The following is a 12,599-nucleotide window of genomic DNA, read 5'->3' as shown; positions in this document are numbered from 1 at the left end:
GGCACCATGAATTCCGCCGCATCGGCGGGACTGACCGAGCTGCAGCAGGACGCCTTCACCGAACTCGTCAATATCGGGGTCAGCCGCGCCGCCGCGAGCCTGCGCCAGATGATCGGCACCCAGGTGCTGCTCTCGGTGCCCTCCGTCGAGATCGTCTCGCGCCACGCCGCCGCGCGGCTCATCGGCGAGCGCGAGGCGGCCCCGCTCGTGGTGGTGCACCAGGATTTCGCGGGCGCCTTCGCGGGCCGCGCCCTGCTGATCTTCCCGCAGGAGAACGGCCGCGAGCTGGTCCGGGCCGTCGCCGGCGAGGAATTGTCGCCCGAGGAGGTCGCCGCCCTCGAGGACGAGGCCCTGGCCGAGACCGGCAACATCATCCTCAACGGCTGCCTCGCCACCATGGCGAACATGCTCCAGCGCACCCTGACCATGTCGCTGCCCGGCATCGTGCGCGGGGACGGCCCGCGGATCTTCGGGCTGGAGACCGGCGAGGCGGCCGGGGACGACGCCCTGGTGCTGTTCCTCTACATCGACTTCTCGGTGAGCGAGCGCGACATCCGCGGCTACCTGGCGATGCTGATGGACCTGCCGTCGCTGGAGAACCTGCGGCTCCTGGTCGACGAGTTCATCGCCCGCGCCCTCGGCGACCTCGACGCATGACGCCCGGCCCCCGTCCCGGAGCCACCGCGTGAGCGCCCCCGACGGCACCGCCCTCGCGGCGTCCATCGCGGCGGCGCGCACCCGCGCCGGGCCGTTCCTCACCGCGCTGGAGCACTCGCGCCAGCCGATGCTGATCAGCGACCCTAGGCTCCCCGACAACCCGGTCGTCTTCGCCAACCAGGCCTTCCTGACGCTCACCGGCTACGACGCCGCCGAGGTGATCGGGCGCAATTGCCGTTTCCTGCAGGGCACGGACACCGATCCGGGCGCGATGGCGGCGATCCGCGAGGGCCTGCGCGAGGAGCGCGTGGTCCGGGTCACGCTCCTGAACTACCGCCGCGACGGCAGCCGGTTCTGGAACCAGCTGCTGATCTGCCCGATTCGCGACGAGGCCGGCCGCCTCGTCAACTTCTTCGCCTCGCAGGTGGACATGTCGCATGTCCACGAGGCCGAGACCGGTCGCGAGCGCCTCGCCGACATCGAGCGGCGGCTGGCCGAGGCGCAGCGCCAGCTCTCCCTGACCCTGTCCTCGGCCGGCATCGCCGGCACCTGGGACTGGGACATCCCGGGCAAGCGCCTGCACGTCGACGGGCGCTTCGCCGCGCTCACCGGGCTGACGCCGCCGCCGCGGCCCGGCACCCTGCCGCTCGCGCCCGGTCCGCTGCCGGCGAGCGCCTTCTTCACCGGCATCCACCCCCTCGACCGCCTGCGGCTGCGCCTCGCGGTGAGCGGCATCCTCGGCGGGGCCGAGGTGTTCGACAAGGAGTACCGCCTGCTCGCCCAGGACGGCTCGGTGCGCTGGGTCCATGCCCGCGGCCGCTGCCATTTCGGACCCGACGGCCGGCCCGCCCGCTTCACCGGCGTGCTCGTCGAGGTCACCGAGCAGAAGCGGGTCGAGGAGCGCCTGCGCATCGCCCAGTCGGCGGGCCGGGTCGGCGCCTTCGAGCACGTGCCGGGCTTCGCCACGGTGACCGCCTCTCCGCAATTCTGCAGCCTGCTCGGCCTGGTGCCGGCCCGCACCGTCGCGGCGAGCGCCGTCAACGCGCTGGTGATCGAGGGCGACCCGCCGCTGCTCGCCCCCGACCAGCGCCACGAGGGCGAGTTGCCGCCGATCGAGACCCGGGTGCGGCTCGCCGAGACCGGCGAGGTGCGCTGGCTGGTGCGCCGCGGCGAGGCGATCCGCGACACCGAGACCTCGGGCCTGCGCCATGTCGGTGTGGTCTACGACGTCACCGAGTCGAAGCGGGCCGAGGTGGCGTTGCGCGAGCTCAACGACACGCTCGAGGCGCGGGTGCGCGAGGCGGTGGCCGAGCGCGAGCGGGCCGAGGAGCAGCTGCGCCAGTCGCAGAAGATGGAGGCGGTGGGCCAGCTGACGGGCGGCATCGCCCACGACTTCAACAACCTGCTCACCGGCATCGTCGGCTCCCTCGACTTGATGCAGACCCGCATCAACGAGGGCCGCACCGAGAACCTGACCCGCTATGCCGGCCTCGCCATGGCCTCGGCCCAGCGCGCCGCGGCGCTGACCCACCGGCTCCTCGCCTTCTCGCGCCGCCAGCCGCTCGAGGCGAAGCCCGTCGACGCCAACCGGCTGGTGAGCTCGATGGACGAGCTGATGCGCCGCACGCTCGGCGAGCGGGTGCAGCTGGAGGTGGTGGTGGCCGGCGGCCTGTGGCTGACGCTCTGCGACCCCAACCAGCTCGAGAACGCGATCCTCAACCTCGCCATCAACGCCCGCGACGCGATGCCGGAGGGCGGGCGCCTCACGATCGAGACCGCCAACGCCCATCTCGACGACGCCTACGCCGCGCGCGACATCGGGGTGCGGGCGGGACAGTACGTCTGCATCAGCGTGACGGATACCGGCACCGGCATGCCGCCGGACGTGATCGCGCGGGCCTTCGACCCGTTCTTCACCACGAAGCCCCTCGGCCAGGGCACGGGCCTCGGTCTGTCGATGATCTACGGCTTCGCCAAGCAGTCGGAGGGCAACGTCAAGATCTACTCGGAGGCCTGCCAGGGCACGACGGTCAAGCTCTACCTGCCGCGCTACCACGGCGAGGTCGAATCCACCGCCGAGGTGCGGGGCGAGGTGCCGCGGGCCGAGCGCGGCGAGACGGTGCTGGTGGTGGAGGACGATCCCACCGTGCGGGCCCTGGTGGTCGAGGTGCTACACGAGCTCGGCTACCGCACCCTGGAGGCCGGCGACGGGCCGGCGGGCCTGCGCCTGCTGCAATCGGCCTCCCACATCGACCTGCTGGTGACCGATGTCGGCCTGCCGGGCTTGAACGGCCGCCAGCTCGCCGACCAGGCCCGGCAGGTGCGCCCCCACCTGAAGGTGCTGTTCATGACCGGCTACGCCGAGAACGCCGCCTTCGGCAACGGCCATCTCGGCCCCGGCATGCAGATGATCACCAAGCCCTTCCCGGTGGAAGGCCTGGCGACCAAGATCCGGTCGATCATCGAGGGGTGAGGCAGCGGACGGCGACCGGATCGCCGAGGTTCGTCGAACGGACGATCGCTGTTTCACCTCCCCCTTTCCCGGACGAGAGCAGCGTCAGCGAAAGGGGATCCGGGATCCAGCGCTAAAAGTCGCGAAGCGTCTGCTTGTCCGCAACGGTGCAGCATTCGGAGCCGCTTCGCGACACGTCTCCCCCTGGATCCCGGATCTCCTTCCGCTGACGCTCCAGTCGTCCGGGAAAGGGGAGCGTGACATACCTACTCAACCTGCCGTGGCCCCGTCATGGGCCGGGCTCCGCTGTCGCCATCCCGGGAACCGTGGAAGCTTCAGATCACCTCCGCGCCGGCCGGGCTCCGCGCGGGGGCGCCCTGCGTCGCCTGGAACAGGCGCTCGCTCGTCAGCTTGAGGAAGTAGAAGCCGAATTCCGGGTTCTGGTAGTAGAGCTGCTTCACGTCCGCATAGGCCACGCCGAGGACGACGCCCGGCTCGGTGCAGACCAGGGTGCCGGTGCGCAGGTTGCCGGGCGAGAGCATGCCGAGCTCGCCCACGATGGCGCCGGGCCGGATCTCCAGATCCAGCTCCTCGATGCGGAAGCGGCCGCTCTCGATCAGGAACATCTCGTCGGCCGGGTCGCCCTTGCGAAAAAGCACCGCGCCGGCGGCGATGCGGCGGGACTCGCCGAAGGGCCGGAGCCAGTCGAGGGAGAGGTCGCCTTCGGCGGCGCGCTCGACGTCGCGCACCAGCCGGACCATCTGGTACAGCCGCCAGGCGTTGAACGGGATCTGGATCGCCTCGGTCAGCACCACCGGCATGCTGCCGGTCAGGAGGCCGTAGGTCATCACCGCCACGCTGGCGAGGATCGAGACGACCCGCAGCGGGATCATGGTGCTCATCGCGGTCGACGCGATGGTGAGCCCGGTCCCGAGATAGCCGATCGCCTCGACCCAGTTCACGGCCTGTCGCGCTCAGCGCCGTCCGACCGCCGATCCGCTGAAGCGGCCGGCGCCGGGCCCGTCCTCGGACGAGCCGTTCTGGAACCGGGTCGCCACCGCGCCGGCGGGCGCCGAGACGAGGCCGGCGGGCGGGGTGCCACTCTTCGGCCGCTGGATGACCCGGACCGCCGCCGCCTCGACCGCCGGTGCGGCCGCCGCGGCGCTGAACAGGGCGCGCAGCTGCGTCTTCTGGTCGGTGGGCGCGGGCACCACGGGCACGGGCGCGGGCGTCGCCCGGGGGCGCGGCTGGAGCATGGCGCCGAGGGCCGCCGGGTCGGCCTCGGCCGAGGCGACCTGGATCGAGGCCGGACGGGCCGGGGGCAGCGGAACGCTGGCCGGCAGGTGCCCGGCGATCGGCGGCGGCGCGGCGACGAGGGCCTCCGCCAGGGCGGCGAATTCCGACGGGCGTCGGGGCGGCAGCGGGGTGGAGGCCAGGGTGGTCTTCGCCGGCGCCTCGGGCGCCGGCTCGGCGCTGCGAGTCTCCGGCTCGGGCGCGGCGGCCGGCGCGGCCTCCGGCTGCACCGGCTCCGGCAGGGCGGCCTGCCGGGCGGCCGCCTGCGGTAGCAGGGCGGCCGGCGCGGCGGGGGCCGCGTAAGCCAGGGCGTCGCGGGTGCCGGCATCCTCCGGCTGGGCGCTGGCGAGGGCCACCGGGCGGACGCGGCCGGCGCGCCCGGACAGCACCACCGGTGCCGGCGGCGGGGCAGCGGGCTTCGATCCGCCGAACAGCATCGCGAAGAACTGGCCGACGACGTTCGGGCTGTCCTCCTCGTCCGCCGCGGCGATCGCCTGGCTCACGCCCATCACGCTGCCGCCGCGGGCCAGGATCTCGGCCTTGGCGACCTCGTAACCCGGCATCGGCCGGCCGTCGGCGGGCAGGTGGACGGTGCGGCCGTCGGGGAAGAGGCGGGCGAGCTGGTCGTGGCTCATCCGCGGCCAGGAGCGTACCGAGCCGACGTCGAGATGGACGAAGGGGCTGTTAGCCTGCGGGTACCAGCCGACGCCGCCGCGCTGCATCCGCATGCCGATCGCCCGGATCTGATCGATCGAGACGTCGGCGAGGTAGAAATCCATCGCCTTGCCGAGCATGTGCTGGCTGTGCTCGGCTACCGCGCGGGAGCGGCGGCGCAGGGCGGCGTTGGTCTTGGGCGAGCGATAGGCCGAGACGACGTGGATCGCGTCCTGCGAGCCGACGGCGCGGTGGGCCTCCCACACCACGTCGAACAGGCGCGGGTCCATCTTGGTCGGCTCGTCGAGGCGCCAGTCGCGCAGGAGCCAGTTCAGCTGCTCCAGGGCGGCGCGGTCGTAGCGCCCGTCACGCTTGAACGTGATCGCGGCGCTCTCCTTGGTGTGCTCGTGGAAGATCGAGATCGTGCGGGTGTCGCCGTTGGCGACCGCGTCCTGGGTGCCGCTGGTCGAGCCGAGGACCGCCGTCAGGCAGGCGACGAGCGCCATCGCGCCGCGACGGCAGGCGCGGGATCGACGGGAGAGGAAGTCCCGGGCCGGGTCGGCCGCGCCGCAGCCGGCACGCTTGAGCGCTCGCACGATCCCTCTTCCTCGCTCGGGCCGCGTGGCCGCCATGGTGAACGCAGGGTTGCCGAGAACCGTCAACAAACGGTTACCAGGTCCCCGCGCCAAGGTTGGCCGCAGGGCTAAGCCGCAACCGTGGCGAAAATCGGCCCGCCTTCACGATTCCGTGCGCCGCAAGGGAAGGGGAAAGGAACGGGACCGCGCCGGGCGCCGCGGCCGATGTCCTCAGCGATACATGTCCGTGGTATCGCGACCGGGGCCGCAATCTTGCCGCGCCATGATTCGAACGTCATCGTCGCCTCGTCACAGTTTTTTGGCAATGCAAAAAAATTTCCCAATTTTTTTGCACTTGCGAGATGATCCCCGCCGTGCTCTGGTCCGGCCTCGTCTCGGACGGCAAGAGATCCCGAGATGGAAAGACATGTCGTGTGGGCGCGACGTGTCGGGAGATCAAGACATGGGCTACCAGAGCCAGATGGCCGAACGTCTGTCGCGGTACGGTGTTCGGCAAGGCGAGAGTTCCATCTCCGGCTTGTCTTCCGGCGCCTTCATGACGGTGCAGATGCACCTCGCCCATTCCAGCAAGTTCAAGGGCGCCGGGATCATCGCGGGCGGGCCGTTCCGCTGCGCCGAATCGTTCCGCGGGGCGGCTTTGCTCGCGGCCGACGCCTACCAGCTCGGCGCGCTGGCCATCGGGATGAACCCGCTCATCCCGCAGATGGCGCCGGATGCCGGGGATCTCGCGGCCCTGGCCCGGGACGCGGCTGGCCTCGGCCTGATCGACCCGCTCGGCGCCCTCGCCGATCACCGGCTCTACATCTTCACCGGCCGGTCCGACTGCGTCGTCTATCCGGACGTGGTGAGCCGCACGCGGGAGTTCTACCTGTGCCTCGGCGTCGATCCCGCCAACATCCTCTATGACGACGTCGTCAATGCCGGCCATTCGATCATCACCGACAACCTCGAAGACTCGCCCCTCGCCGACAACCGGCCGCCCTACATCAACAACGGCAATTTCATGCAGTCGCATGCGATCCTCCGTCAGATCTACGGCGACCTGAACGAGCCGGCGGAACACCTGCTCGGGCGGCTGATCCGCTTCGACCAGAGGGAGTTCTTCGGCGGCGACAAGCGCGCGAGCATGAGCGACTTCGGCTACGCCTACGTGCCGTCGGCGGTCCTGGCCGGGCGGACGCAGGCCCGGGTGCACATCGCGCTGCACGGCTGCAAGCAGGGCTACAATTACGTCAACTACGTCCGGGGCCTGCCCGATACGGCCAACCAGCCGCCCTACGGCAACCGGTACATCACCACGACCGGCTACAACCACATGGCCGAGAGCAACGACATCATCGTCCTCTACCCCCAGGTGGAGGGAAGCGACGGCGGCGACCTGCAGAACCCCGACGGGTGCTGGGATTGGTGGGGCTACAGCTCGCCCACCCCGCGCAACCCTGATTACTACTCGAAGAACGCCGTCCAGATCCGGGCGATCGCCGCCATGCTGGAGCGCCTCGGCGGCTGAGGATCGGTGATCCCCCGACCGGCCGGACATCGCATGAGGAATTCGTGATGACACCCCCGACCACCACGCCCGTCTCCATCCTGCCGGCGCCGCTCGCCGCCTTCGTACAATCGGCCCTGACCGCGACCGAGCAGGCGCCGGTTGCCGCGACGCCGGTCGGCGCGCCCCTGCGCCGCTCGGCCCTGGTCGGCGAGCTCGCGACGCGCAGCACCGCCAACGCGGTCGGGACCGCGCAGCTCCTGTCGGAGAACCCCGATTCGGACACGATCGGCGAGCTCTACGCGATGCAGGGCGCCTTCGTGAAGCAGCTCTGGAAGATCGACCAGGACTGGCGGGCCGGGCTGCTGCGGATCTACGAAAACTCGCTGCTGCTGCACAAGGCCAACACGGTGTCGAAGGTCATCGAGCAGGATTGCAACCTGTTCGGACAGTACGGCGACCTGGTGACGAACACCGTGACCAGCGTGGCGACGCTGATCGACAATTCGACGGTCGGCTACTCGTACTGGCTGAGCAAGAAGATCCAGGCGGCGCATGCCGCGAAGGTCGCCGCGGCGGCGTGACGACCGCCGCCGGCGCAGCCGTCGAAGCGGATACCGGTCCGTCGAAGGCTCTCGTGGAGGCTCGAGGCCGGGCGATCGCGATCGGCGAGGGGGGTCCCCCGCCCGTGTTCGTTTCCGGCGCCGGGGTACCGGCGGAGCACGACGGCCGCGGGTGGCGGCTCCTACCGCCCCACCCGCACCACCCGCGCCCGCAGCATCATCGCGACCGGCCGGATCGTCTCGCGCACGTGCCCGGCAACCGGATGGTCGAGGAGCAGCATCGCGACGAGCCAGGCGCCGGTCCCCCCGAACCCGGCGAGCACGCCTTGCGGGATGGTCAGGGCGAAGCCCTGGCCGGAGAGGGCGATGACGGCGAGCGGCGGCAGGGCGGTCGCGACCGTGACGAGGGCGCTGATCCGCAGCGCCCCGGCGAGATCGCCAAGGCTGAACGGCACCCGGCGCCGGATGAAGGACAGGGCGATGCCGACCTGGAGCGGGACGGTGACGAATTGCGTCGCCGCCACCGCGAGCGGTCCACCGGAGGCCGAGGCGGCGATGATCGCGGCGCTCGGCGGCAGGCCGATCAGGCTCGCCGTCAGGGTGTCGCGCAGGCCGCCGCTCGCCAGCAGCACCGGATAGGTCAGCATCGCCGGGAAGGTCATCATCGAGGCGAGCGACAGCACCTGCACGATCGGCACGCTGGCGAGCCACTGCGTGCCGAGCAGCACCAGCACCACCGGCTGGGCGATGAGCGCGAGCAGCAGGGCCACCGGCCAGAGCACCACCGTGATGTTGCCGATCGAGGCGAGGTAGGTCGGCGCCAGCGCCCGGCCATCGCGGCGGTCGGCGGCGAACATCGGCAGGATCACCGCGCCGAGGCTGCCGAGGATCATCTTGTCGGGCAGCTGGCTCACCACCTGCGCCCGGCCGTAGAGGCCGACCAGGTCCGGCCCGCCGAAGCGACCGAGGAGGAAGATCGGCAAGAGGTCGTAGGCGCGGTTGAGGAGCGTCGTCACGCTGGAGAAGCCGCCGATCGCCAGCGCCGTGCGCCAGCCCTGGAGACAGGGACGGTAGATCCCCGGTTCCGGGCGGCCGGCGAGGCTCAGGACCACCGTGGCGGCGGCGCTCGCCACCGTGGCCCAGGCGAAGCTCATCGCCCCGAAGCCGAGGAGCGCCAGGGCGATCAGCACCACGGCGTAGGTCAGGCAGGTGCCGACATTGACCCACATCAGCGAGGCGAACTGGAAGTCGCGCCGCATCAGCGCCATCAGCGGGCCGGAGAACGGCACCAGCAGGAAGCTCGCCGAGAGCACCCGCAGGTAGGAGGCGAGCAGCGGCTGGCCATAGAGCTGCGCCCACAGCCCGGCCGAGGCGAACAGCGCCACCGCGAAGACCAGAGACAGGGCGAACAGCACCGTGAAGGCGGTGCGCGCGCTCTGCTGCGAGGTCGTCGGCTCGTGGATGATGTAGTTGGTGGTGCCGAAATCGCGCATGCCGTCGATGACCTGCACCAGCGCCACCCCGAGCATCGACAGGCCGACCTCCTCCGGGGTGAGCAGGCGCGAGACCAGGGCGGTCTGGCACAACGTGATCGAGAGGACGAGGTAGCGCTCGCCCGAGACGAGCAGGACGGCGCGCTTGACGAGGCTCATCAAGTAACCCTTGAGGCTGGAACAGGCGTTGCGAGCAGGTGGGCGGATCAGGGCGAGCCGGCGAGCGCCCCGGGCGCCGGCCAGGCCCGGCCCGCCCGCCAGATGCGGGCGAGCACCGCGAGGTAGCGGGCCGGATCCAGGCCCGGGACGCAGTCCCGCGCCAGCACGGCCCGCGCCTCGGCCGGGCGGCCGAGATCGGCGAGCTTGCGGGCATGGTCGAGCATCAGCCGGTTGCGGCAACGCCGGGCGGAGGGGGCGAGCTCGGCCGGCACCGCGCCCTCGTCGAAGAGCCGCGTCAGGGTGGCGGCGAGCAGCGGCGGCGCCGGCACGCGCCGCGACGGAGGGGCCGGCCCGAGCACCGCCGTCGGCCGGGCGACGTAGCGAAACAGCCCCTGCAGGGCGAGGCGGCCCCACAGGTCGAGCTCCGGCCCGCCGCCGCAGCGGGTCGGAAAAAGCCCGGCATCGATCGCCGCCGCCCGCTCGATCAGCGCGGCGCTCGCCCGCAGCGGGGCGGCGCCGATCCGGAGCGCGAAGTCGAACGGGTCGGAGACCCGGCCCGAGGGCACGCTCATCGGCAGGAGCGGTCGCCCGCCCTCCCCCAGGACCGGGTTGCCGAACACCGCGACGGCATCGCCGAAGCGGGTCGCGGCGACGAGCTCGGCGAGATGGTCCTCGCGCCAGGCATCGCCCGGATCGAGGAAGGCCACCCACTCGGCCCGGGCGGCGGTGACCCCCCGGTTGCGGGCGGCGCAGCGGCCGGATTCTTCATCCCGCAGGGCTCGCACCCGCGGATCGCCAGCGAGGGACGCGGCCTCGGCGGCCCCCTCCCCGACCGCCAGGACCTCGTAATCGCCGAAGGTCTGGGCGCGCAGGGACGCCAAAGCCGGCTCGACGGGGAAGCCCGCCCGGAGCGGGAGCACGACCGAGACGCGGGGGCCGGATCTCGCGGTCGCGACAGCCTTGGTGCTCGTCATGGCGCTCACGCCCCCGTCCGCAGGGTACGGGCGGGATTGCCCACCACGGTGGCGCCCGGCGGCACGTCGCGCAGGACCACCGCTCCGAGGCCGACCAGCGCCCGCTCGCCGATGACGACCCGCTGGCGCAGTGCGCTGCCCGCCCCGACGTAGCAGGACCGCCCGAGCCGCACGAAGCCGCTGACGAGGCAGCCCGGCGCGAGCACCGCCCCGTCCTCGATCACGGCGTCGTGCCCGACGATCGCGCCGGGCCCGATGGCGACATGGGCCCCGACCACGACCTGGCCGGCGACGCTGGCGCCGGCATGGATGCAGGTGCCCGGGCCGAGCACGGCCCGGGACGAGACCCTCGCGCCGGCATGGACCAGGGTGGCGAAGCGCGCCGGGTCGAGCCCGGTCCCGGCGACGATCCGCAGGCGCTCGCGGTGGCTGGCCTCGCTGCCGATGGCGTTGACGAAGCCCATCTCGGGATCCTCGGCGAAACGCCGCGCCTCGGCGAGGCGTCCCAGCACCGGCAGCCCGGCGACGACGGCGCCCTCGGGGCGCGCGTCGTCGAGGAAGCCGGCCACCCGCCAGGGAGTGGGCCGGCTCTCGACGAGATCGAGGAGATCGAGGGCGTTGCCGCCGGTGCCGAGGATGATCAGAGGGCGTTGCATGGCTGTGCCGAAGCTGGGCCGGGTCTCGCCGCGGCTCACCAGAGGCTAGCCGGCCCTGTCCGCAGGGTAAGCGTCGCAATCGTCGGCGCCGGGACCTCCGAAAGGCGTAAACCCGCCCGCATTTCTGGGCGGGGACGCCGCCGAATTCCACCGCTCCCGGGCGGCAGGGCAGCCCCTAGGCTGCGCCTCAACGATCGCGCGGCGCGGGAACGCCACTTCCGCGCGCGAGACAGTGCAGTGGGAGCGTCGTCACCCATGACATCCGGCCAAATGGAATTCAGCCAAGTAAAATCCGGCTCGGCGACATCCGGCCCCGTGCCGTCCGGTTCGATGACGGTCGCCTACCTGGTCAACACCGCCCCGGTGACGAGCTCCACCTTCATCCGGCGCGAGATGGCGGCCCTGGAGGCGCAGGGCGTGACGGTGCAGCGCTTCGCGCTGCGGCGCTGGCACCAGCCCCTCGTCGATCCCGACGACGTCGCCGACCAGGCGCGCACCCACTACATCCTCAGCGGCAACCTGCGCGGTTTGGGCCTGGCCGCCCTGCGCCAGGCGGTCACCGGCCCGGCGGCGTTCCTGCGCGGCGCCTGGCTCGCCGCGCGGCTCGGCCGCTCGGCCGGCGGGGCGGTGCGGCACGCGGCCTACTTTCTCGAAGCGGTGTACTTCCTGCGCGCCTTGCGCCGCGAAGGCATCGCCCACACCCACGTGCATTTCTCGTCGAACGCCGCCGCGGTGGCGCTGATCGCCCGCGCCATGGGCGGGCCGAGCTACAGCTTCACTGCCCACGGGCCCGACGAGTTCCTGACCGCCGCGGAGGACGGCCTGGCGCTGAAGCTCTCCGGCGCCGCCTTCGCGGTGGCGATCTCGGATTTCTGCCGCGGGCAGCTCCTGCGCTTCGGCGGCGCGCAGCACCGCGACCGGATCGCGGTGGCGCGCTGCGGCCTCGACCTCGGGGACTTCGTGCCCTCCGCCCGCCCGGCGGGGGGAAGCCGGACGCTGATCTGCGTCGGCCGGCTCTGCCCGCAGAAGGGGCAGGTCTACCTGCCCGCAATTGTGGCGGCCCTGCGCGCGACCGAGGCGCCGTTCCGCCTGGTGCTGATCGGCGACGGCGAGAGCCGTCCGGCGATCGAGGCCGAGATCGCCCGCCACGGCGTCGGCGACCTGATCGAGCTCCGCGGCTGGCGCAGCAGCGCCGAGGTGCGCGCGGCGATCGCGGAATCCCGCGCCCTGGTGCTGCCGAGCTTCGCCGAGGGCCTGCCGATCGTGCTCCTCGAGGCGCTGGCCCTGGAGCGGCCGGTGGTGACCACCACCGTGGCAGGCATCCCCGAGCTGGTCGACGAGGGGTGCGGCCGCATCGTGCCCCCGGGCGACGCGACCGCCCTGATGCAGGGCTTGCGCGACATCCTGCGGGCCGACGACGCGACGCTCGCCGCGATGGGCCGGGTCGGCCGCGCCCGCGTCGCCCGCCATCACGACCTGGCGACGCTGGCGACCACCCTGCGGGGATTGTTCGCGGCGGCGATCGCTCGCGAGGGGAGCGCGGGGTTGCGGCGGGACCGGGTGGTGCTGGCGCGGGAGGCCGCGGAGGTGGAGCCGTGAAGGGGGCGCTGGTG

Annotated in this window: 10 protein-coding genes; 5 read left to right on the top strand and 5 right to left on the bottom strand. The window is 72.3% G+C overall.

Annotation, left to right across the window (positions count from 1 at the left end):
• Positions 1–6 precede the first annotated feature (6 nt).
• Together BM430_RS09740 and BM430_RS09735 are read left to right on the top strand one after the other, a co-directional pair.
• Positions 7–657 carry a chemotaxis protein CheX gene (locus tag BM430_RS09740; protein ID WP_093567124.1) on the top strand — a complete coding sequence of 217 codons (651 nt, stop codon included), beginning with the start codon at positions 7–9 and terminating at the stop codon, positions 655–657.
• Between the two features lie 28 nt (positions 658–685).
• On the top strand, positions 686–3,130 hold the full coding sequence (locus BM430_RS09735; RefSeq protein ID WP_244539407.1) for a PAS domain S-box protein: 2,445 nt from the start codon (positions 686–688) through the stop codon (positions 3,128–3,130).
• 314 nt (positions 3,131–3,444) lie between these two features.
• Here BM430_RS09735 and BM430_RS09730 read toward each other — a convergent pair whose 3' ends face one another.
• Together BM430_RS09730 and BM430_RS09725 are read right to left on the bottom strand one after the other, a co-directional pair.
• Positions 3,445–4,071 (bottom strand): Crp/Fnr family transcriptional regulator, encoded by a 627-nt coding sequence (locus BM430_RS09730; RefSeq protein WP_093567047.1) that lies wholly within the window; start codon positions 4,069–4,071, stop codon positions 3,445–3,447.
• Between the two features lie 12 nt (positions 4,072–4,083).
• Entirely contained in the window at positions 4,084–5,562 is a 1,479-nt protein-coding gene (locus BM430_RS09725) for a peptidoglycan L,D-endopeptidase MepK (protein ID WP_244539418.1), read from the bottom strand.
• A gap of 532 nt (positions 5,563–6,094) precedes the next feature.
• On the opposite strand from BM430_RS09725, the gene BM430_RS09720 reads away from it, so the two are divergent.
• The gene (locus BM430_RS09720) at positions 6,095–7,162 is read left to right on the top strand and encodes an extracellular catalytic domain type 2 short-chain-length polyhydroxyalkanoate depolymerase (RefSeq protein WP_093567046.1); all 1,068 of its coding nucleotides are present in this window, start codon (positions 6,095–6,097) and stop codon (positions 7,160–7,162) included.
• 47 nt (positions 7,163–7,209) lie between these two features.
• On the top strand, positions 7,210–7,725 hold the full coding sequence (locus BM430_RS09715; RefSeq protein WP_093567045.1) for a hypothetical protein: 516 nt from the start codon (positions 7,210–7,212) through the stop codon (positions 7,723–7,725).
• Between the two features lie 161 nt (positions 7,726–7,886).
• On the opposite strand, the gene BM430_RS09710 is transcribed toward BM430_RS09715, so the two are convergent.
• The 3 genes from BM430_RS09710 to BM430_RS09700 are packed head-to-tail and all read right to left on the bottom strand — an operon-like array spanning position 7,887 to position 10,986.
• Positions 7,887–9,356, bottom strand: coding sequence for an oligosaccharide flippase family protein (locus BM430_RS09710; RefSeq protein ID WP_093567044.1), 1,470 nt, complete (start codon positions 9,354–9,356; stop codon positions 7,887–7,889).
• Between the two features lie 47 nt (positions 9,357–9,403).
• The gene (locus BM430_RS09705; RefSeq protein ID WP_093567043.1) at positions 9,404–10,330 is read right to left on the bottom strand and encodes a glycosyltransferase family 2 protein; all 927 of its coding nucleotides are present in this window, start codon (positions 10,328–10,330) and stop codon (positions 9,404–9,406) included.
• Positions 10,331–10,335: 5 nt separating this feature from the next.
• On the bottom strand, positions 10,336–10,986 hold the full coding sequence (locus BM430_RS09700) for a NeuD/PglB/VioB family sugar acetyltransferase (protein ID WP_093567042.1): 651 nt from the start codon (positions 10,984–10,986) through the stop codon (positions 10,336–10,338).
• A gap of 255 nt (positions 10,987–11,241) precedes the next feature.
• Here BM430_RS09700 and BM430_RS09695 point away from each other — a divergent pair, with 255 nt between their 5' ends.
• On the top strand, positions 11,242–12,585 hold the full coding sequence (locus BM430_RS09695; RefSeq protein WP_210188426.1) for a glycosyltransferase family 4 protein: 1,344 nt from the start codon (positions 11,242–11,244) through the stop codon (positions 12,583–12,585).
• Positions 12,586–12,599 lie beyond the last annotated feature (14 nt).

Origin of the sequence: Methylobacterium sp. 174MFSha1.1, assembly GCF_900116815.1 — a bacterium.
Classification (GTDB): Bacteria; Pseudomonadota; Alphaproteobacteria; order Rhizobiales; family Beijerinckiaceae; genus Methylobacterium.
Note: the sequence above shows the minus strand (reverse complement) of the source record. Positions and strands in the feature narration are given on the sequence as shown.